This is a genomic window from Pseudovibrio denitrificans JCM 12308 (assembly GCF_001310815.1).
Classification (GTDB): Bacteria; Pseudomonadota; Alphaproteobacteria; order Rhizobiales; family Stappiaceae; genus Pseudovibrio; species Pseudovibrio denitrificans.
Genome location: NZ_BAZK01000008.1, coordinates 16150 through 37042, shown reverse-complemented (window position 1 = coordinate 37042; position 20893 = coordinate 16150). Strand labels below are relative to the sequence as shown.

21 protein-coding genes and 1 pseudogene are annotated in these 20893 nt (G+C 53.3%); 6 read left to right on the top strand and 16 right to left on the bottom strand.

The genetic code is table 11. The annotated features are described in order from the left end of the window. Window positions 1–105: 105 nt before the first annotated feature. From JCM12308_RS11785 to JCM12308_RS11775, 3 genes are read right to left on the bottom strand one after another with little or no spacing between them, the layout of a single operon-like run. Window positions 106–1431, bottom strand: coding sequence for a TRAP transporter large permease (locus JCM12308_RS11785; protein WP_054783853.1), 1326 nt, complete (start codon window positions 1429–1431; stop codon window positions 106–108). Further along, window positions 1428–1937 (bottom strand): TRAP transporter small permease subunit, encoded by a 510-nt coding sequence (locus tag JCM12308_RS11780; protein ID WP_008551036.1) that lies wholly within the window; start codon window positions 1935–1937, stop codon window positions 1428–1430. The genes JCM12308_RS11785 and JCM12308_RS11780 overlap by 4 nt, the downstream gene beginning before the upstream one ends. A 1-nt stretch (window position 1938) precedes the next feature. Then, entirely contained in the window at window positions 1939–2769 is an 831-nt protein-coding gene (locus tag JCM12308_RS11775; RefSeq protein ID WP_054783852.1) for an N-formylglutamate amidohydrolase, read from the bottom strand. Between the two features lie 143 nt (window positions 2770–2912). Between JCM12308_RS11775 and JCM12308_RS11770 the strand changes: the two genes are divergently transcribed. Further along, window positions 2913–3806, top strand: coding sequence for a MurR/RpiR family transcriptional regulator (locus tag JCM12308_RS11770; protein WP_050773947.1), 894 nt, complete (start codon window positions 2913–2915; stop codon window positions 3804–3806). 120 nt (window positions 3807–3926) lie between these two features. Here JCM12308_RS11770 and JCM12308_RS11765 read toward each other — a convergent pair. Then, window positions 3927–4778: pseudogene (locus JCM12308_RS11765) on the bottom strand (TDT family transporter); the annotation flags it as partial. A gap of 155 nt (window positions 4779–4933) precedes the next feature. Here JCM12308_RS11765 and JCM12308_RS11760 point away from each other — a divergent pair. The 3 genes from JCM12308_RS11760 to JCM12308_RS11750 all read left to right on the top strand — a co-directional run bounded on the left by JCM12308_RS11760 (window position 4934) and on the right by JCM12308_RS11750 (window position 9181). After that, the gene (locus JCM12308_RS11760) at window positions 4934–5827 is read left to right on the top strand and encodes a LysR substrate-binding domain-containing protein (protein WP_054783851.1); all 894 of its coding nucleotides are present in this window, start codon (window positions 4934–4936) and stop codon (window positions 5825–5827) included. 274 nt (window positions 5828–6101) lie between these two features. Next, window positions 6102–7070 (top strand): AraC-like ligand-binding domain-containing protein, encoded by a 969-nt coding sequence (locus JCM12308_RS11755; protein WP_054783850.1) that lies wholly within the window; start codon window positions 6102–6104, stop codon window positions 7068–7070. A 116-nt stretch (window positions 7071–7186) separates the two neighbouring features. Next, entirely contained in the window at window positions 7187–9181 is a 1995-nt protein-coding gene (locus tag JCM12308_RS11750) for a copper amine oxidase (RefSeq protein WP_054783849.1), read from the top strand. A gap of 34 nt (window positions 9182–9215) precedes the next feature. Here JCM12308_RS11750 and JCM12308_RS11745 read toward each other — a convergent pair whose 3' ends face one another. The 4 genes from JCM12308_RS11745 to JCM12308_RS11730 all read right to left on the bottom strand — a co-directional run bounded on the left by JCM12308_RS11745 (window position 9216) and on the right by JCM12308_RS11730 (window position 12520). Further along, entirely contained in the window at window positions 9216–9860 is a 645-nt protein-coding gene (locus JCM12308_RS11745; protein WP_054783848.1) for a DJ-1/PfpI family protein, read from the bottom strand. 95 nt (window positions 9861–9955) lie between these two features. Then, window positions 9956–11326 carry a sensor histidine kinase gene (locus JCM12308_RS11740; protein ID WP_208978490.1) on the bottom strand — a complete coding sequence of 457 codons (1371 nt, stop codon included), beginning with the start codon at window positions 11324–11326 and terminating at the stop codon, window positions 9956–9958. A 22-nt stretch (window positions 11327–11348) separates the two neighbouring features. Beyond that, window positions 11349–12026 (bottom strand): response regulator transcription factor, encoded by a 678-nt coding sequence (locus JCM12308_RS11735; RefSeq protein ID WP_008550965.1) that lies wholly within the window; start codon window positions 12024–12026, stop codon window positions 11349–11351. A gap of 131 nt (window positions 12027–12157) precedes the next feature. Then, window positions 12158–12520, bottom strand: coding sequence for a hypothetical protein (locus tag JCM12308_RS11730; RefSeq protein ID WP_054783846.1), 363 nt, complete (start codon window positions 12518–12520; stop codon window positions 12158–12160). 283 nt (window positions 12521–12803) lie between these two features. Between JCM12308_RS11730 and JCM12308_RS11725 the strand changes: the two genes are divergently transcribed. Then, window positions 12804–13412, top strand: coding sequence for a TetR/AcrR family transcriptional regulator (locus JCM12308_RS11725; RefSeq protein ID WP_008551248.1), 609 nt, complete (start codon window positions 12804–12806; stop codon window positions 13410–13412). A 33-nt stretch (window positions 13413–13445) separates the two neighbouring features. Here the strand turns inward: JCM12308_RS11725 and JCM12308_RS11720 are convergent, their stop codons facing one another. The 8 genes from JCM12308_RS11720 to JCM12308_RS11690 all read right to left on the bottom strand — a co-directional run bounded on the left by JCM12308_RS11720 (window position 13446) and on the right by JCM12308_RS11690 (window position 19854). Then, on the bottom strand, window positions 13446–13796 hold the full coding sequence (locus JCM12308_RS11720) for a RidA family protein (RefSeq protein WP_014290435.1): 351 nt from the start codon (window positions 13794–13796) through the stop codon (window positions 13446–13448). Between the two features lie 35 nt (window positions 13797–13831). Next, window positions 13832–14116 carry an NAD(P)/FAD-dependent oxidoreductase gene (locus JCM12308_RS32255; RefSeq protein WP_280138374.1) on the bottom strand — a complete coding sequence of 95 codons (285 nt, stop codon included), beginning with the start codon at window positions 14114–14116 and terminating at the stop codon, window positions 13832–13834. After that, window positions 14071–14946, bottom strand: a complete 876-nt coding sequence (locus tag JCM12308_RS11715) for an NAD(P)/FAD-dependent oxidoreductase (protein WP_208978489.1) — start codon at window positions 14944–14946, stop codon at window positions 14071–14073. The genes JCM12308_RS32255 and JCM12308_RS11715 overlap by 46 nt, the downstream gene beginning before the upstream one ends. Before the next feature lie 196 nt (window positions 14947–15142). Then, window positions 15143–16357, bottom strand: a complete 1215-nt coding sequence (locus tag JCM12308_RS11710) for an FAD-dependent oxidoreductase (RefSeq protein ID WP_208978488.1) — start codon at window positions 16355–16357, stop codon at window positions 15143–15145. Beyond that, window positions 16350–16679: a (2Fe-2S)-binding protein gene (locus JCM12308_RS11705; RefSeq protein WP_008550871.1), complete on the bottom strand. Its 330-nt coding sequence runs from the start codon at window positions 16677–16679 to the stop codon at window positions 16350–16352. Before JCM12308_RS11705 ends, JCM12308_RS11710 begins: the two co-directional genes overlap by 8 nt. Before the next feature lie 145 nt (window positions 16680–16824). Next, window positions 16825–17829, bottom strand: a complete 1005-nt coding sequence (dctP, locus tag JCM12308_RS11700; RefSeq protein ID WP_054783845.1) for a TRAP transporter substrate-binding protein DctP — start codon at window positions 17827–17829, stop codon at window positions 16825–16827. 95 nt (window positions 17830–17924) lie between these two features. Then, window positions 17925–19223, bottom strand: coding sequence for a TRAP transporter large permease (locus JCM12308_RS11695; protein ID WP_008550834.1), 1299 nt, complete (start codon window positions 19221–19223; stop codon window positions 17925–17927). A gap of 1 nt (window position 19224) precedes the next feature. Next, on the bottom strand, window positions 19225–19854 hold the full coding sequence (locus tag JCM12308_RS11690; protein WP_208978487.1) for a TRAP transporter small permease: 630 nt from the start codon (window positions 19852–19854) through the stop codon (window positions 19225–19227). A gap of 29 nt (window positions 19855–19883) precedes the next feature. Between JCM12308_RS11690 and JCM12308_RS11685 the strand changes: the two genes are divergently transcribed. Next, window positions 19884–20864, top strand: coding sequence for a LysR family transcriptional regulator (locus JCM12308_RS11685; RefSeq protein ID WP_208978486.1), 981 nt, complete (start codon window positions 19884–19886; stop codon window positions 20862–20864). Window positions 20865–20893: the final 29 nt, after the last annotated feature.

The window sequence follows — 20893 nt, the reverse complement described above, 5'->3', positions numbered from 1 at the left end:
CCTCAGTACCGGTGGACTTTTTATTGCGAGGGGTGTGATTTTTATCTGTCTCCATCCGGAATTCTTGCATTACTTCAATGGTTACGCTGGTAAGGTCTCCTTATGTCAGCGTGCGTAATAAAGGTTCGGCAGCCAGAGCGCGATTTGCGGGAAGACCGTCACCAGACCCAAGCCAAACACCATGATTGCCACGAATGGAATGATGGATTTGTAGATGTCTGTCAGAGAGATCTCAGGCGGCGCCATGGCGCGCATCAGGAACAGGTTGTAGCCGAATGGCGGTGTCATGTAGGCGATCTGACAGGTGATGGTGTAAAGCACGCCGTACCAGACAAGATCGAAGCCGAGGATTTTCACCAGTGGCACGTAAAGTGGTGCCACGATCACCAACATGGCGGTGTCATCCAGGAACATGCCCATCACGATGTAGGAGAGCTGCATCAGCAGAAGGATCTCCCATGGGCTAAGGCCCAGATCACCCACGAAGAAGTTCTCAATCGCCCGCACAGCACCCAGACCGTCAAACACAGCGCCGAAGGCGAGTGCGGCCAGGATGATCCACATGAACATGCAGCTGATCTGCAGTGTCTTTTCAGTGGTGATGTGAAGTAGGTGAAATGACAGGCGTCCTTTGAACCATGCCGCTAGTGTTGCAGCCGTTGCGCCAACTGCGGAGCTTTCTACAAGGCTGGTCACGCCCATTAAGAACAGGCCTGTCATTGCAAAGAAGATGAACAGCGGGATCACACCAGCCTTCAGCAGGCTGATCTTTTCACCCCATGTGATCTCCTTGCGCTCTTCCTCAGAAAGGGTTGGCCCCAGTTCTGGTTGAAGGCGGCAGCGGATGACGATGTACAGGATAAACAGACCCGCCAGCAGCAGACCCGGAATAGCGCCAGCGAGCCACAGCTTGCCCACTGGTTGGCGGGCGATCATGCCGTACAGAACCAAAACCACACTTGGCGGCACGAGAATGCCCAGTGAAGAACCAGCCTGAATAACACCGGTCACCATCACCTTGTCATAACCGCGTCGCAGCAGTTCTGGCAGAGCGATGGTTGCACCGATGGCCATACCGGCCACAGACAGACCGTTCATGGCGGAAATCATCACCATGAGGCCGACTGTGCCGATGGCCAATCCACCATGCAGGCCACCTGTCCAGACATGGAACATCTTATAAAGATCTTCCGCAATGCCTGACTCAGAGAGCATATAGCCCATGAAAATGAACAGTGGCAGCGTGAGGAGCGGGTACCACTTCATCAGCTTCATACTGGCGGAGAAGGCAATTTCGGAGCCGCCATCACCCCACAGAAGCAGAGCGGCGATAACAGCAACGGAACCAATTGCAGCAAAAACGCGTTGCCCGGTGAGGAGCATCAGCATCATGCTGGAGAACATCAAAATGGCGATCAGTTCATAACTCATGGCGCAGGTCTCCCAAGGGCTGCGGCCAAGTCCTTAAAGAACGTCGCGATTGCCTGAAGCAGCATCAAGAAAATTCCAAAACACATTACGGCTTTGATCGGGGCCATCGGTGGCGCCCATGCCGAATAGCTTTCCTCGCTGTATTTGATGGCGTATTCCAATGAGGAAAGGCCGCCATAAAGGAGGAAGATGAGGTAGAAAATCAGAAGCAGGATGGTCATCACATCCATAATGGCCTTACGTCGTGGAGACCAGCTTCCGTAAAACAGATCCATGCGCACGTGGGATTGCGTCTGCATGGAATATGCGCCACCCAGCAGGTAGTAGGCGGCCATGGTGAACTGCGCTGTTTCCAGCGTCCAGAGTGGTGGTGCGAAAAAGGTCTTGGCGATGGAGGAGTACAAAAGCACTCCCAGCATCACGAAGATGAGGTACATGGCAAACCGGCCAACATATTTGTTGATCCAGTCAACCCATCTGACGAAAACAACTATTCCCCTTGGCATTTTAATCTGCTGCCCTTGCTTTTGTTGTTGCCCCCTGCCCGCTCACAGCTGTTTCAGCGCTAAACTGTGGCAGGACTTGCAGAATTGCCTCTCCCAACAACTCTGCAACTTGCTCCTGGTCTGCTCGTTTAGCGATAAGGTCGTTGCGTACCTCAATCATAACGTTTAGCAGGCCGCGGGATTGTGCCTGAGAAACAAGGGTATGCGTAACCCCGTCTTCTGGCCCATACGGTTCGTTTCTTTGTATGTCGTAGAGATCTGACGGGCACAGTGCGTTCAGCAGCGCATCAGCAAAGCGTGTGTCGCTGTCGTGCAGAACACCCACTTCCACGGCGCGTTTCTTGCCGTTGTAAACCGGGGTGAACGAGTGGATGGTGATCATCACCGGCAATTGGCCGGAGGCCTGTTTGGCATCAATCGCCTGTTTCACTTCGGCTTGGAAGGGACGGTAATACTTGTTGACCCGGTCCAGACGCTGTTCATCGCTCAAAGAGACATTGCCCGGCACCTCAAAGATTTCGCTCTTTTCCGGCATGGCGCTTGGGGCCTCCGGTGGGCGGTTACAATCATAAACGAGGCGCGATACTCGTTGAGCGACCAGGGGTGCGTTCAGTCTGGTGGAGAGGAGTTCGGCGACTGCCAGAGCTCCCGGATCCCAGGCTGCATGGCTGCTTGCAGCTTCTTCGCTTAGACCAAGGCCATCAAGGTATGCAGGAATAAACTTGGATGCGTGTTCGCAGACCAACACAATCGGAGCTGCTCCTCCTGTATTGATCGTTTCAACAATGTCGTTGCCAACAGATTCTATCTGGTCAATTTTGACTTCAGACAAGAACAGTCCCCCCGATGCATCTTGTTTTTCCTTGTACTTTCAGTCTTTTTATTCGTAAAAGAGATTCTGAAAGAAACGTTTCGAAAGAGACTAATCTGAATGGAACGTTTCACAAAGCCTAAAAACTAGGCAAATATACATACATGAGGCAGGTGAGAGACGTGCGAGACCCGAATGAACAGACCGTCGCAGAAAAATTACGCGGACATTTTAATGGGTTAACTCGTGCAGAGCGCCAGTTGGCAGTCTCTCTGCTTGCAAATTATCCAGTCAGCGGACTGGGCAGTGTTTCGGAGCTTGCAAAATCGGCAAATGTTTCTGGTCCAACTGTTGTCAGAATGGCGCAAAAGATTGGTTTCGCAGGCTTTTCTGAGTTACAGGCAGCTCTGCGATCAGAGGTGGAAGAGACCATTTCCAACCCGATCTCCAAACAGGAACGCTGGACCCGAAATGCACCTGATGCACATATTCTGAACAGGTTTGCAGACGCTGTCATCGACAATCTGAAACAAACCTTACAGCAAATTGACCCGCAGGACTTCGATCAGGCAGTGCGTTTGCTCACAGATCGTGAACGTGCTGTCCACATTGTTGGGGGCCGTATCACCCGCGCACTTTCAGATTACTTCTTTACGCACTTGCAGGTGATCCGCGATGATGTGATCGCCATTGCTTCCAACTCCAACACATGGCCGCATTACCTTCTGAACATGAAAGAGGGAGATGTGGTGGTTGTGTTTGATATCCGCCGATATGAGCACGACATTCTGCGTTTTGTGGATCTGGCTCGGGAACGAGGCGTTGTGGTGATTGTGTTTACAGATCAGTGGACGTCACCAGCAGCGGTCAATGCAGAGTATGTGTTCAACGCCCGCATTGAAGCGCCATCGGCTTGGGATAGCACCGTGGTGATCATGTTCATTCTGGAAGCCATGATCGAAGCGATGACGACTTCCACCTGGGAGATCACCAAGGAGCGTATGAATACGCTGGAGAGCCTGTTCGACAAAACCAAGATGTTCAGCAAGTCCAGTTAGTTGGGCTGCTGCTCTGTGACGCGTGCTGGCATCAGCTGGTACGAAGAATGTCAAGTACTTGAAGCTCACATAAAGAACGACTGCTGCGGCCACATATAGCTCAATGTGTGCCAGTGCTCTGATTTGTGCCACAAGGCTGGCATTCGCGCCAAGACTTTCCATCCACGTTACGGTTTTGAAAAGAGCCGTTGCGCCAATCACCAGCGGGAAGGTGAAGGCTGAAAACCCCGGAGAGAATGGCAGGCGGAACAAGCGCAGGAAGGACAGATAGATCAATGCTGTCATCGCAACTGCAATACCACCTAAAACCGCAACCATGATCGGAGATGGGCTTGGGGTGAGTGTCAGGTAGCCTGCCAACGAGAGACTCGCGGGGGCAGCCAAAATAGCAATGGTTGGCTTTGCTGCATCCGGCACTTCCGGATGAAAGATCAGCCGATAGAGCATCATCGGTAGCATGATGGCATAAGCAACCAGACCGAACCAAAGCAACGCATTGGCAAATCCTTCAAACACCCCGCCCGGAAATGAAACCGCCGCAACAATGATACCGACCGGCGGAACAAACCAGCTTGGTACCATGTGCTGAAGGTTGAAGTTCTTCACCCGATGATATGTGAAGGCACACAGGAATGTGAGATGGAGTGCGATTCCCAGCAGCCAAAGCAATTGCCCGACAGCGAAACTATACTGCGCGATGGCATAGGAAACGATCATCAGCGCCATGGCCGTTGTAGGCAGGACACTGCCAACCACTGGGTGCTTCAGATCCTCAAAAATAGCAGTGTGTGCAAGGGTGATCTTGCCAAGCAACAGCACCAGCAAAACACCGGAGATCAATGCGCCTGTGAGTTGTAGGGCACCTCCAAAGTTGCCTGCATTTTCCAGTGACCAGCCAAGACTTGCTATGCCTAGCGCGAGGCCTCCAAGCGGAGCCGGAACGTGTGCCAGTTTGCTGCGAAGAGTATCCATGGAAAATGCCAGTAACCTGAGGGTGAAAAACCTAATTATGCAACTCAAGTTCCTAGCTGATTTGATATGTCCTGAAAATCTGAATATATTGAATAGGATGTTCAGATAAATTGAACACGTTATGATGTGATCCCAATTACAGGCGTATCATTGGAATGAATATAACGCTTCGTCAGCTTAAAGTGTTTGTTTCTATTACTCAGGAAGGCTCAATCACCGCAGCTGCTGAAAAACTATTCCTGACCAAGTCTGCCATCTCTATGGCGCTTGCGGAGTTAGAGCGGCAGCTGGGTCGTAAGATGTTCGACAGGGCTAACAAGCAGCTCATCTTAAACGAGCAAGGGCGCCGTTTGCTGCCTCTGGCTGATGAGTTGTTGGACCGGGCAGAAGCGATCTCTCAGATCTTTGAGGGCGAGGATGCAACCAACGGTAATTTGCGTGTGGGGTCCAGTTACACGATCGGCAATCATCTGCTGCCGACCTTGCTCGGTGATTTCCGCAAAAACACCGGATATCTTCATCAATCCTTGAGCCTTTCCAACTCCACCAAAACCTGCCGAATGCTGTTGGATTTTGAGTTGGATCTCGGGTTCATCGAAGCAAAGATCAGCGATAAGCGATTGAAGGTGGAACCATGGATGACTGACGAGATGGTGGTTATTTGTGCACCCTCTCAATGCCCCAATGCTGATGAGCCACTCGCCCTTGAAGCGCTTGAAGGCAACAATTGGGTGCTCCGGGAACCGGGATCAGGGACGCGTGAGTATTTTCTGACGGAAGTCGGGTCTAAGCTGGACGACTGGACTGAGGCGTTTGAACTCAACAGCACAACGGCGATCGTGAATGCAGTGATTGCAGGGCTTGGATTGGCCGTCCTCTCCAGACGCTCCGTCAGTGCAGCTGTTCAGGATGGTCGCCTGTCGATCCTTCCCCTCCAACACAAGATGACCCGCCAGTTCTCTCTCGTTTACAACACTGAGAAGTACCAGAGCCCTGTCTTTAAGTCCTTCAAGGAGTACGCCCATAACTGGGCGTTGGGACGTGAGTGACCACAAAATAGGTAGTCTTCTATCGCATGGAATTGCAATTAAGCATCGTTTGAAAATAAATGAAGTAGTCGTTTGGTTTGATTGCTAAGTCTCATTTTTATGCTGAAATAGCTAGTATTATCATATGAATACAGTCGAGTAATCTATTACGTGACCGGATGATGAGCTCGCTGGTAAAACCGATTATTTCTGTCATTTATAGGAAAATGCATATATCTGACTTGATTGCTGTTTAGATTCTTTCTAGCATTCCCCTTGGTAAGGGGAGGCGCCAGTGTGTATTCAGATACCTTCAGATCAATCCTGTCGATTTGAGCTGGATGAATGGAACACACGGCTGACTGAAATCTGCGGTCACTTTGTCACCAATACAGAGACTGGCAGCGTAACCGGAAATGCCTCGCTGCTGAATCTGGGGGATGTAGACTGCGCCCGTGTCACGCACAATGCCAGAGAGATTACCCGTGGCCCTTCCGATATCAGCAAGGATGGAGAGGCCTATTACTTCCTGATCCTTCAATTACGCGGCGAAGCCGAGCTGGAGCAAAACGGCCAGACGGCTCTGCTCTCTAGCCCCGGTGATATGACGCTGATTGATTCAGTAAAGTCCTCAGTCTTCCGCGCCAATCGGGAGGTTGGATCGGATCAGATCTCTATCCATATCCCTCGCCATCTGCTGCATAAACAGTTCAACTCTACCTACGCCTGCGGGCGCAAAATCTCGGCTGTATCTGGAGCTGGCCAACTGATCAACGCGCACCTGAACATGCTGTTGTCCGCTCAGCCTGGAAGCCAGAAGCAGCATTTGTTGTCAGGGGCTTTCCATGATGTGGTGAGTGCAACGTTTCTGGAAGAAGACACAAGCACCTTGCAGGAGGGCTATGACAAGCTACAACTCCTCCTCTCGCTTATTCATGACAACGCATTGGAAGAGAACTTCAATATCGATGAGCTCTCAAAGCTTTCCAGCATGTCGCGGAGCAGTATTTACCGGCTCTTTCGGGAACATGGCCTGAGTTGTAACGAGCAGATCGCCAAGGTACGTGTCGGGCGTTTTAAACGGGAGCTATCCCGCCGTTTGCATTCCAGACAAGACTTCAGAATTTCACAACTCGCCTTCGAGTTTGGCTTCCGTGATTTGTCGACGTTTAACCGCGTCTTCCGAGCGCAAGTTGGCATGTCACCGCGCAACTTTGCTGAGCAGATCCGGCAGAAGGAACCAGCTCTGAAACGATATGCCTAGTAAATTGCACAGGATGCGCAGACTCACAGATCGTTGCTCGCCTAAGCTTTAACTGGACGGAATTTGGGGGAGAAGACGCTGGAGGGTTCATCTCCCCTTTCACTGGGAGGGAACCAATGACTTCAAAACTGTTGGGGGGGCTCGTCGCCGCTTCGATGCTCACATCGGCGGCTTACGCTGCTGACCTGCATCCACTGGACGGCTTGACGGGAGATGAGCTAAACGCGGTTCGCGCGACGCTGATTGAAGCGAGTATCGCCAGCGACAAAACTCTTTACCCGCTGATTGAGCTTCTTGAACCACACAAGCAGGCTGTGCTCAGCAATGCGACGGATGGGAGCCTTGATCGCAGAGCAACGGTGCATTTTCAGGAAAACGATAAGTTCCATCAGGCCGTGGTGAACATCACCAAAGGCACTGTTGAGAGCACTTCCGCGATGGAAGGCCAGCCGATGATCATGCTGGCGGACTTCATGTCTGCCATGGAGATCGCGTTGGGAGATGAGCGCATGGTCGCAGGTCTCGCGAAGCGTGGACTGACGCCAGACGACGTATTCTGCCTTCCGCTAACGGCAGGCAACTTCTTCAGTGATGCCGAGAAAGGCAAGCGCCTGATGAAGGTGCCTTGTTACGTGAACCCAACCAGTTCCAATTTCTACGCCAAACCGGTTGAGGGGCTGGTGGCCGTGGTGGAACTTTCCGAGCGCAAAGTGTTGGATGTGCTGGACGAAGGCGCAGTTCCACTGCCTGAGGATGATTGGGGCTATAACGAAGATGAAGTTGCCAAACGCACGGCACTGAGAGCCAAAACCAATCCGGCGCGTTTGCGTCAGGAAGGTGGCCCGAACTTCTCTATCGATGGAAGTGAGATCACCTGGGACATCTGGAAGATGCGCTACCGCGTCGATAAACGCCCCGGGCTCGTTCTGTCGCAAGTGAAAGCCAATGATGGCAACAATTGGCGCTCCGTGCTCTATCAGGCATCGCTTTCTGAGGTGTTTGTGCCGTATATGGACCCGTCGGAAGGCTGGTACTGGCGCACCTATATGGACAGCGGCGAGTATGGCTTTGGCTTGTTCCTCACACCGCTGCGCAAGAACGTGGATTGCCCGGATTATGCGACCTTCCTCCCTGCCCTCATCCATGATGATATGGGCCAGCCTTTGGAGATCCCTGACGCAATCTGCATCTTTGAGCGGGATATCGGAAACCCGGCATGGCGTCATTTTGAGGTGTTTGCCCAGTCAGAAACAGAGTTCGTTCCGGCTGAAGGTCGCCCAGAAACAGAACTGGTCATCCGCACGGCCTCTGAAGTGGGCAACTATGATTACCTGATCGACTATCGCTTCAAACAAGATGGCACCATCTACCTGAAAGTGGGCGCATCTGGTCTTGATGCGGTGAAGGGTGTTGCCTCGAAAACTCTAACAGATCCAACTGCTGCAGAAGATACGAAATATGGGTCGCTCATTGCGCCATATCTCGTGGCCCCATTCCACGATCACTACTTCAACTTCCGCCTCGATTTTGATGTCGATGGACCAGATAACACAATGATGGTTCAGGAAATTGTTGGTGGTGAGCCTCCGGTCAACATCCCACGCCGTTCACTTTGGACGGTGAAGAACACACCGGTGAAAAGCGAGATGGAAGGCCGCTTCCGCCTCAGCTCCATGAAGCCGAAAGCCTTTATGGTGATGAACGGAAACGTGGACGGATATCTTGGTCACAAGCCGGGCTACATGATCCACCACGGCAGTGTGTCTTACGCACCGTTTGACTTTGAGAACGATGCACCATTCGTACGCAACCGTTACATCGAGTACAGCGTATGGAACACGGCTTACGATCCAAAAGAGCGCTACGCTGGTGGTGAGTTGGCTATGGGTTCAGACGGCTCTGATGGTCTGGCCGAATGGGTGAAACAGGATCGCGACTTGATGAACAAGGACGTGGTCACCTGGTTCACCGCAGGCTTCCATCATGTACCGCGTATGGAAGACTGGCCGGTCATGTCTACGGAGTGGAAGACCATCCATATCCAGCCGATGAACTTCTTCCCACGCAACCCGGCACTCACTATCCGGTTGCTGATGCAAACAGCTAAGTGATACCAATCGGTTAGAGCATCAAAAATACGGTGCTCTAACCGAGACTTTTATAGGTGTAGCCTTCTCCGGGAATGGGTTTTACGCGACCATCCTTAGGCGGCAGCTCGATGGATACACCAAGCTTTTCTATGAATGCCTGCATCCAGGCCCAGAGGCCGTGCCACTCCACGCCGTAAACGATGTTGCCATCGACCACCACACCTTCATAGTTCAGCTTCTCATAGGTGTTGCCCGCCATCTGGACCTCCGTCTCGCAGACAAAGTTGCCGGTCATGGTTTTGCCTTTCAAAAGGCCCGTGGACAGCAGGATCTGAACACCCCGACAAATGGATGCAATCGGCTTGTTTTCCGTAATGAAATGCGCAGTCACCTCCCGCACAATCGGATAGGTGCGTAAGTATTCGCAGGAGCGACCTCCGGGGAGAACCAGCGCGATGTAATCAGCAGGGTTGAGGTGGTCGAGAGCCACATTGATGTTGATGCGGTGCCCTTCCCACTCTGTCACGGTTTGGTAGTTTTTGTTGATGTCATGAATGGAGGAGGCAACTGTATCCCCCTCCCGCTTTTGGGGGCAGGCAACATGCACTTCATATCCAATGGCTTTCAGCAGCATGAAGGGAACAATGACTTCGTAATCTTCACCAAAATCACCGGTAATCAGAAGGATCTTGCTGCTCATGAGTACACCTCTCTCCAAAATGTTTGGTGTGAAAGATGACATGGCGCACTGAGCAAACTGTTTGGCAATCAGTTCGAGTTTGAACCGTGATTGAGTCAGTTTGCTCCTGTTTGCTCGTTTGCTAAAACAAACTTGATACTGAGGCCGGAGCCTGAAGACGGTGCAGACAAGATCAACTCAGCCTGATGCAAGTCCGCGATGGCTTTCACCAGTGCCAGCCCCAGCCCTGCGCCCGGTGTGCTGCGGCTTTTCTCCATTCGGAACATTGGCTCAAGCACGCGCGGATAGAACTCCTCCGGAATACCGGGGCCATTGTCCCTCAAGCCCATGGTATTGCCTGATACAAAAAGGGTGACCTTAGCGTCCTGTGGTGTATGGCGGAGAGCATTTTCGATGAGGTTCGCAAAAGCCTGAATGAGCAGCACACGGTCAGCATTGATCGTAGCCGCCTCTTTGATCTCCAGAGCAAATGATCTGCCAGTTTCCTCAATGACTGCCTGATAAATCTCAGCGACTTCATTTGCCAGCGTATCTAGCTTAAGCGGCTGAAACTGCTTCTTTCTTTCACCTGACTGGATGCGCGAAATGCGCAGCAATGCATCAAAGACTTCGAGCAGTTCATCCGTTTTCTTCAGTGCAGCGGCGACACCCTCAGCGTCGCTGACACCCCTCAGGTTCTGCTCCTGCGTCTGCTCCAGTTGAGCTCTGAGCCGTGTGAGAGGAGTCTTCAGATCATGCGCGATATTGACGGAAAGGTCTCTGACCTGCTGCAGCGTTGTTGCGAGCCTCCGCGTAGTGTCATCCAGCTTCACAGAGAGGATATCGAGGTCATCCTTGCAGTCCTGAGGGGCGATCCGGGTTGTCAGATCACCAGCTGCGATCTGGTCGAGAGCATGCGTGATTTTGGAGAGACGGCGCTGCGCCCGCCAACCAAACCAGAGGCCACCACCAAGCGTGATCAGCATCATCACACCGCCGCTGAACAAGAAGGCATAAGGCAGCGTGTTCAGCAGCTGATTTCGTGCCCGCAGGCTGGCTCCCACAACAAGCGTGCCACCGGGAACACGGCCCACATAGGCTTGCCAACTGGTCTCAGATTCAGCATGCTCGCCGCTCTCCTCATCCTCTTCGTCCTCATGAAAGTAATAGGGCGCGAGGTTTATGAAGCCGGTTTCACCGTAAAGGTCAGGGATCGGATAGCCGTAGATTTTGCCGGCATCAGACTTGAAGCTGATAAACTCATCGACGCTGAAATGTTCGGATTCCGATTGATAAGAGCCGGCAATCGACTGATAGGTTGCTCCACGAGAAAGATCAGTCTTGATCTGATCAAACTTGTCCAGAAGCTCATTGTCGATGGTTTGGTTGAGGTTCGCGCGAATGGAAACATTTGCCAGCAAACCTGTTGTCAGCAGCACGCCCAAAAACACCAATGTCAGCGCAAAGGCCTGACGTAAGGCGGACATTTGCCAGAGGTGTTTGAGCGACCTAATCATCCAGTATGTACCCTGCCCCACGAATGGTCCGGATGAGTTCTATATCAAACGGCTTTTCGATTTTGCTGCGCAGTCGGCTGATATGCGTCTCTACCACACTGCTGGTCGGGTCAAAGTTCATGTCCCAAACCTTCTCCAGCAGCATGTTCTTGGTCAACACACGGCCTTTGTTGCGGATGAAGGTTTCAAACAAACGGAACTCTTTTGCATTGAGCGGAACTGGCTGTCCTGCTCGGGTGCATTGCTGCTTTAACAAGTTGAGTTGGAACTTCTCCACTTCAAGGCAGCTTGTTGTTTCGCCTGAGTTGGTGCTGGGCCGGCGACCAAGCGCGGAAACGCGTGCTAAAAGCTCTGAGAAAGCAAAGGGTTTGGGTAGATAGTCATCTCCGCCAGCGTCCAACCCTTCAACCCGGTCTTCGACGGAACCAAGTGCGGTGAGAAACAGGACGGGGACAGAGTTGTTTGTGGAGCGCAGTGCTTTCAGAACCGACAGGCCATCAAGACCCGGTGTCATGCGGTCCAGAACGATAACATCATATTCGCGTGTGGTTGCATTCAAAAACGCATCGTGGCCGTCTTTGACCCAATCAATCACATGACCAGCCTTGGAGAGGCCGTCTTCAACCCATGTTCCAATTTCGATGTCGTCTTCCAGCAAAAGAATGCGCATAAGATACTCTGAGTAACTGCAGTACATTGTGTTTGCACGAACCGGTTGATCCGGTCAAGAAAGCGCATCAACGTCTGGAAACGTTGATGCGCACTTCCTCGGGCGGTGTTGGGGACTACCCGCGGGAAGTATTAGCCGTGGGATCGGCTTGAACGCTCGTGTTCGTGCTCGCGCTCAACTTCTTCATCGTGGCGGTCGCAATCGTCGTGGTTGCGATCTTCGTCATGATCATCGTAGCGATCGTGCTCATCACGGTCGTCGTGTTCGTTACGTTCATCATGCCCTTCACCGTGTTCGGAAGAGTCATCATAATCCTTGCAGGATCCTGCTTTCTCAGCGCGGTGTTCTTCCTGAACGGAACGGGCATCGGCAACAATGAAAGGTGTATTGATCTGAAGGTCGACCTCCGGGGCAGATGTGCCAGCAGCAGCGACAAAACCAGTTGAAGCAACAGTTAAAAGAACGGAACTCATCAAAATACTGATTGTTTTCATAGTGTATCTCCTTGGGGGCGTTATTGCCGGGACATCCAAGAAGTAGCCCGCCAGTTTTTCAGCTGCCGGACACCAATTTTACAAGTTTGTAAGCTTGCATAAATTCCTCAAACTCAAATCAAAGGAAGCTTTCAGCTTAGTGAACGGGAAAAAAGCGTATCAACCTTGCCCGTGATCATCCGGCGCGGGGGCTATGATTACATGCTAGCGTCTCCCTTGAATCGCCGAAAACAGCCGTATTGCGACCAGAAGCTTGTTGCGACCGAGACTTTGGAGAGCGTTTATGAAGGGCCCCCAGCAAAGCAGAGAGGATATTCCGGCTGCACTGCAGGATGATCGCATGATCATTCTTCAAGGGTCTTTGTGTTGTTTCGCGCGTAACGGCTATTTCAACACCACCTTCAAGGATATCGCTAAGGAAACCGGGCTTTCCCAGCAAAGCATCGGTTCCATCTTCGCCAGTAAGGATGAGATCCTGGCTGAGTATCTGCAGATGTGCGATGACGAGATTGTTGAGCAGATCAAGGAGGAAACAGAGTCTGATGCCGACGTGCTGGAACGCATCCGTTCCATCTGTGTGACCACATTGATTTACCTTGGAACGCACTCAGAACTGACGGCGATCTGGGTGGAGTTTTACAAGCACCATGTTGCACGTGTGGTGTTGAAGAAGTTCTTCGGTCTGCTTCGCAGCCGTATCAGCGAACAGATTGTCGAGGGAATGGAAAACGGCGTGATCCGCAAAGCGAATGCAACGCATATCGTTGAAGCCATCGTTGAGTTGTTTGAAGGAACTCTGATCCTGAGCCGTCTTGAGGGCACCAATAACGAGGTGGAGCGTCGCTTTCTGGCATCTTGGGAAGTGATGGTGGAAGGCCTCGTCCAGAAGTAGAGAGCCCGCAGTTACCACGGGCTCAGCTTAATCTTACTGCGCAGCAACCACAGTGAACTCAACCAGAATGTCTGGACGAGCCATGCGCGCTTCCACACATGCGCGCGCTGGTTTCTCACCATCAGCAACCCATGCATCCCAAACTGCATTCATCGCCGCGAAGTCTTTCATATCACGCACATAAATGGTGGTGGAGAGGATTTTATTGCGATCGCTGCCAGCTTGTTCCAGCAGAGCATCAACCTTTGCTAGACAGCGCCGGGTTTGTTCAGTGATGTCCCAGCTTGGGTTATCAGCAGCGGTCTGGCCGCACAGATAGATGGTGCCGTTGTGCTTGACGATCTTGCTCATGCGGTGGTTGGAGTCCACGCGTTCAATGGTCATTGGTATACTTCCTGTTGTCTTGGAAAATTGAAGAGTTAGAGCACCTTGCGCTCAAAGCGATCAATGCGGAACGGGGTTAGATCAAAGCTGGATTTGCCAGTGGTGACCAACTGAGTGAGAACATCCCCCACAATTGGTCCGAGCTGGAAACCGTGCGCGGAAAACCCGAAGGCGTGGTAGGCGTTGCGTGCATTCACTCCGGCGCCGATCACCGGAAGATTGTCTGGCATGTACGCCTCCAATCCAGCCCACATACGATTGATGACGGCCTTTTTCATGATAGGAAAGAAGGTCTTAGTCGTCTCGGCAGCAAGCGCCAGTTTCTTGTAGTCCAGCGTTGTTCGGTTGTTGTCGCGGTCTGCAAAACCCTTGCTCCGCCGCCGATGAGGACAGTTCCATTCTCAAACTGTTTAAACGACAGCTGCCTTGAGATCGCTCCGACCACTGGCCCGGCAAAGTGTGGCATACGGGCGGTGATCATCAGCATGGGCGCGCTGTGCGAGAGGGGCACATTGTCGCCCATCAGAACAGCGGTTTTGTCTGCCCAAGCGCCGGAGCAGTTGATGAGAATGCCTGCGTTGTAGGTTGCCCTGTCCGTGGTGATCTGCCAGTTGTCGCCGATTTGGCGTAGAGATTGAACGGCTTCGCCTTCATGAAAGATTGCGCCTGCGCGCTCAGCTGCTAATCGGTATGCGCTTGTTGCTTTGTAGGGGATGGCATAACCGTCTTGCTCGGAGACGACACCGCCAACGCAGTTGGGGGCTACATGAGGCAGGCGTTCGCGCAGTTCCTGCTGGTCGATCAGAACTTCGTGATCATAACCCGACTCCGCTAGTTGATTGATGCGACTGCTGATTTTGCTCATATCCGCATCATCGATTGCGATATTGATCAGGCTGCGACGGCGAAAGCCCGTGTCGGCATCCAGCTCCTGATCCAGCGTTTGCCAGCGTGTCATAGCCTCTTTGGAGAGGGGGACTTCTGCAAAGTCGCGGCCCAGCAAGCGTACACCGCCTGCGTTTACGCCGGAGGCATGGCGGCCAACGTAGTCTTTTTCCAGCACCAGAGCTTTTATGCCAGCGTTTGTAAGGTGATAGGCCGTTGCGCTGCCATGGATTCCGCCGCCGATGATGAGTGCATCAAAATTCATGCGGACACCTCGGCTGGTTTTGGTGCAGGTTGCACTTCTTGAAAATGACTGAGTTCTTCGATGCTTAGCAGTTTTTGTGGGGAGCGCAGACGGTAGTAGCCTACCTCTGAGACAGGCTTGCTCTGCCAGTCCGCCAGCAGCTCGCTGACCGTATGTCCACACTGTCGGCCTTGACACGGCCCCATGCCGCACCGTGTTAAGGCTTGAGAGCATTGGGATCTTTCGCACCTTGCTCAAACCCGGCACGCAGCTGACCAACGGTCTGTTCCTCACATCTACATACCAACGTTGAATTTTGCGTTGGAATGCGTTGCTGTGTTGGAGGCGCGTAGTATGCGTCCAGAAAACGGCGGAAGGCTTTGAATGCGTTCATCGCCTTCAAATGGTCCGCACTCATGCTCCCCAAATCCGACTTATTCACCTTGCCAAGTTTGTGCATGGCTTGCAGCGCAGCCAGACGACCTGCGTGCCGAGCTGCTTCAGCACCCTGAATGCCAGCGGCGTCACCAACCACGGCGATGTGTGGGATGGAACTCTGGCCCCAGTCGTCAAGTGTTGGGGTCCAGCAGAGCTGTTGCTCGGACCAGTGATGGTCCATACCCAGGGCGCGGGTCATGTTGAGGTTGGGAATAACGCCCTGATGCAGGAAGATGTGGTCAGCGTTGACGGAGTGTGTGCGACCGTCTTGTTTGAACTGCAGGCCGACGGCCTTGCTCTCTCCCAGAACGCTCAGCTCGGATGCGTGGCGAAAGACCGGAACGCCAGCTTTGCGGATCTCGTTAAGGAGCTTCAGGCCCTTGATGAGGTAAGCTGGTTTGCTCAGCGCACCGCCCAGATGCTGCAGAGCGCGACCAATACCGCCAGCTGGTGTTGTGTCCACGACGGCGTTGACGGTGACGCCGAGGCGCAGGTATTGGGCGACGATCAAGTACAGCAGCGGGCCTGTGCCTGCGAAGATGGCACCGTCTTTCACCATGCCGTCCGATTTCAACATCACCTGAGCGCTGCCAGCGGTCATCACACCGGGAAGATGCCAGCCTTTGATTGGGAACGGACGCTCCATAGCGCCGGGGTTGATGATGAGTTCGCGGGCGACAAGGCGGCGGGTCTGGTTGTCTTGCGAATAGAGAACTTCGCCATTCTCGCCAATGTGCCAGACATCTGCGTTCTGGTGGCGGTCAATGTCTGCGGCAAGGAAGGCGTTCACCAGCTCTGCGCCCTCAGTGTACTCAACACCCAGAACGGATGGATCCAGCAGAGGGCTCTGTGTGACATCGCGGTAGATCTGGCCGCCGGGTGTCGCCTTCCGGTCCAGAACCACAACGGAGGCGCCAAACTCTGCGGCCTGCAAAGCGGCAGACATGCCGCCGGGGCCGGCGCCGATGATGGCAAGGTCAAAAATCTCAGTCATGCTGCGCTCCCTCATCTGAACCAAGTGGAGCAATGGACTGTTCGGTCAGCAGCTGGCTGCGAACCTCCATTCCTTCAGAAACCTTGGCGAGGCAGGCCTGTTGGTTGGGGATGCCATCAATCTCAACAAGGCACTCAAAGCACACGCCCATCGCGCAATAGGCGGAGCGTTGGTCGCCGGAGACGGAGGCCAGACGGGTTTGCGTTGTGCCGGAAAGCGCCATGGCTGCCCAAAGGCTGGAGCCTTCAGCTACCTGAACCGCCTGCCCGTTTATGGTGATGGAGACATTCGGGGTCTCGGTTTTGCGCAGTGAGCGAAACATTGGACCTGCCTTTTACTGGCACATTTCAATTGGGAGGCAAGCGCCTCCAAAACCGGGCGGATCAGGCAATTCGATGACACCGGGGTCGGGGCCGGTGGGGGAACGAGACTGCCTGATCCGATTGGAGACCTAGCGGTCTGAGTGCTTAGTTCTTGATCTTCTCAAGAATGGACTGACCCCAGTCAGCGCCAACATCGTTCAGGATCTGAGGCCATACGTCTGCGCGTACTTTCTTGGCCGCTGCTGCCAACTCATCATCAGAAAGGCTGACGATGGTTGCACCGTAGTCTGCCAGTTTCTGCTCGAATGCACCCTGATCGGATTCAGCTTTGGACCAACGCTTGGCTTCAAACTCTTTCGCAGCTTCTACGAGAGCTTTGCGGGAGCTTTCATCCAGGCCTTCAAAACGCTCAGTGTTGATGATCAGGTACCAGACTTCAAAGTGCGTGTTCACCGGGATGTAGGTTTTCGCAACATCACGGAAGGAGGCGTAGTAACCTTCAGCGCCGGAACCAACCACACCGTCAACAACACCGGTCTGCACAGCGGTGAAGGCTTCAGAGAATGGGATTGGGGAGCTGATGTAACCCAGTGCGTCTGCGGTCAGCTGGAAGCTTTTGATGCCAGGCACACGAACCTTGATGCCTTTGTCTGCATTTGGATTACCTGGAGCAACAGCGTCACGGTTCAGCGCGATACCGCCGAAATACACCGGATACGCTGCCAGCATGGTGATGTCCTGCTTGGCATAAAGCTCTTTCATCGCGTCGTGGATTGCACCACCCGGACCATAGATCTTCTGCGCCTGCTCCCAGTTTTCTGCCACATATGGGAAAGCACTGATCTGCATTTTGCGCTCAACAGCAGTTGCTGCCGGCTGCACAGCCATGTCGATTGCACCAACGGAAATACGCTCCTGCACAGTGGTGTAATCACCCAGTGCGCTTGCTGCGAAGATCTTCAGCTTCAGATCGCCATTGGTTGCTTTTTTCAGTTCTTCAGCAAGGTCTTTCACTTCCAGATCAACAGTTGCACCCTGCGGACGGATGTGGCTGATCTTCAGTGTTTTGGCGTGGGCGACAGATGCTGCACTTACACCACCAATGATGGTTGCCAGCGCAAGGGTCGTTTTCAATGCCTTCAAAATCATAGTTCACCTCTGTGTTTTGTTTTCAATCGCAACTGAGGTTGCTGTTATTGGAGCTGCTCCCACAGCTCGCTTTGGGCTCTTGTCTGGTGATGGGGTCAGTAACCAAAGAGCCGGGGAATGAAGAGAGACAGGTCTGACCAGAAGGAGGTCAGGAACACCACTGGCAGATAGCCAAACAGGATCAGGATCATGGCCGGGCGGATCACTTGTGTGACCGGCACCTTGCCGATGCGTGCGCCCAGATACAGGATCGAAGCGTATGGAGGGGTCACGCCACCCATGGCAGTGTTCACGCCCATGATCGCTGCGAACTGGATCGGGCTGATGCCGATGGCTTCCATGAGAGGCAGAAGCAGCGGAGCAATCAGGATGATCGCGGTCACGTCATTCACCACCATGCCCACAAGGAAGAGCAGGATGTTGATGAGGATCAGCAACAGAATCTTGTTCTCAGTGATGGAGAAGATGGCTTCCACCAGCTCCTGAGGCACGCTTTCCAGAACGAACATCTGGGAAAGGATCATGGAGAACAGGATCATCAGCATGATTGCGCCAACGGAAGTCGCAGCTTCTTTGCCTGCACCAAGAAATGTTTTAGCATCCAGACCACGGTAGATGAGGAAGCCAACAGGGATTGCGTAGATCACCGCAACAGCCGCCGCCTCAGTTGGGGTCATGATGCCGCCGTAGATGCCGCCAAGGATGATGACGGGCATGAGCAGCGCCGGGGTTGCCTTGAAACCGCGATGGCTGGCTTCCTGCACGAAGGCTTTGCCACGCGGGCGGTCTTCCAGCTTCAGGTCAAACTTGCGCGCCAGACGCAGGTTCACAACAGAGAAGCTGGACATGATCAGCAGGCCCGGGCCAAGCGTTGCAAGGAAACAGGCAAGAATGGATGTGTCTGTCACCCAGCCGTAGACGATCATGGTCACGCTTGGTGGGATCAGTAGGCCAAGCAGAGAAGCGTTGGCGATGAGTGCAGTGGCGTAAGCGCGTGGGTAGCCCTGCTTTTCCATTTCAGGAATGAGAAGCGGACCAATCGCGGCCACACCGGTGAGGCCAGAGCCGGAGATCGCACCGATGAGCGCACAGCTCACAGTTGCCACAACGCCCAGACCACCGCGCAGATGGCCGATGAAGATGTTGACGAAGTTGAGCAGACTGGCGGCAATGCCGCTGACGCTCATGATCGTGCCCGCCAGAACAAACAGCGGAATTGCAAGCAGAACCGGATTGCCAAGCTGTTGGAAGCCCCAGAGCATGTTGCCCTTCATGATGACGTCGCCAGCGAAGTACATGGTCATCAGGCCCGCACCAAAACAGTAGGGCAACGGCACGCCAAGAGTGAGCAGAATAACGAGAACTGCAACGGAAAGAAGTGCAATCTCAACCATATCAGGCCAGCTCCTCTTGTTGGGATTCTGTTGTATGTGTGGCTGATGGTGGGTAGTTGCCTGTCGCGACCTGATAGATGTGGCGGCCAAGCTGGATTGCGGTGAAGACCATCATCAGCACAAGGCCGGTAATCAACGCCACATCCACGTAAAAGGTTGGGATGTAGAGGGTTGGGCTCTCTCTCCAGACCCGTATGGAGTATTTGGTGAAGTCCCACGCCCAGTAGGTGAGCCAGCAGCCGATGACGAGGCTCAGCGCTTCGCCGATGAGCGCGAGAACGGCTACTTGTTTTGGTGTTTTGAGGAAGATCTCAAGAACGTTGGCGCGGATATGGCTGTTTTCGCGCGATGCGTTCACCGCACCGGCCATGTAAAGCCACATTGTTGGGTAAAGCAGGCTCTCTTCCAGCCCCAGGACTGGGATCTCAAGCAAGTATCGCGTGATCACCTGTACAAACTGGCCCAATGCAACAAGGCAGATCAGCCCGTCAGCAGCAGGCTCATAAAGCGATCCATCAGCAATCCTCCCTAAGTAGATGTCCGCAGTGCTGTTCCGGGGAAGATTTCGATTTTGACCTATAAAATCAAAATGATTTAATCTATTGATGTATAGAAAAAAATTATGGGGCATGTGATTGCCTCACAATTACAGGCAGTTACATGAACCTGAGTTTTCGACAGTTGCAGGCATTTCGTGAAGTGATGCGCACCGGTTCCATCTCTGAAGCGGCACGTACCCTTGGTAGAACGCAACCTGCGGTAAGTTCTCTGATCTCCAATCTGGAACAGGAATTGGGCATCGAGCTGTTTGAGCGGCAGCGCGGCAAACTGATCCGAAAACCGGAAGCGCAGTTCTTTTTGGGAGAGGCAGAAGCCATTCTGGATCGTCTGGCGCGCTCAACACGGACCATGCGCGAGATTGGCTCCCTGCAACAGGGACGGCTCAACGTGGCATTCATGCCAGCGTCGTCTCAGGTGCTCGTACCGCAGCTGATCTCCGAGTTCGTGCAGGACAAGTCAGATGTGAAGGTCTCGCTGATGATGCGTGGCTCCAACGTGATTGAGGAGTGGGTGGCCTCTCAGCAATATGACGTTGGTCTGGCGGAGACCCCTGCCCCAAACACAGCGCTGTTCACCCATGACTTCCTGCTCAACTGCATTTGCGCCCTGCGGAGTGATGATCCATTGGCGCGCAAAGAGATTATCGAGGCCAAAGACCTCTCCGGCAAACCATTGGCGACACTGCCGGAGATGCATCCCAATTGCGTGTCCACGCGGATGGCCTTTGAGGACCAGAGAGCGGAGTTCAACCAACGCTTTGAGCTGCGTAACTTTTTGCCTGCTCTGAAGCTGGTGGAAGATGGCCTGTGCTACTGCATTTGTGACCCGATGACAGCGGATGGCTATCTGAACACGGCCCGGGAACACAGCTCACTCGTGTTTCGTCCGTTTGCACCAAAGGTGGTTTTGGCGATTTCTATTTTGCTGCCATCCCAACGACCGGCGTCTGCTTTGGCGGATGCGTTCGCTGCAAAGCTGATTGCGGCGGTGACAGAGATTGAAAAGAAGCAGTGGGTGATTTTTATGGTGGCCCACAATAGAAAAGAGATAGTGCGTATTCCCGATATTAGGGCCAGATAAGTCTCGGGAATACGCAGTAACGGGTGAGG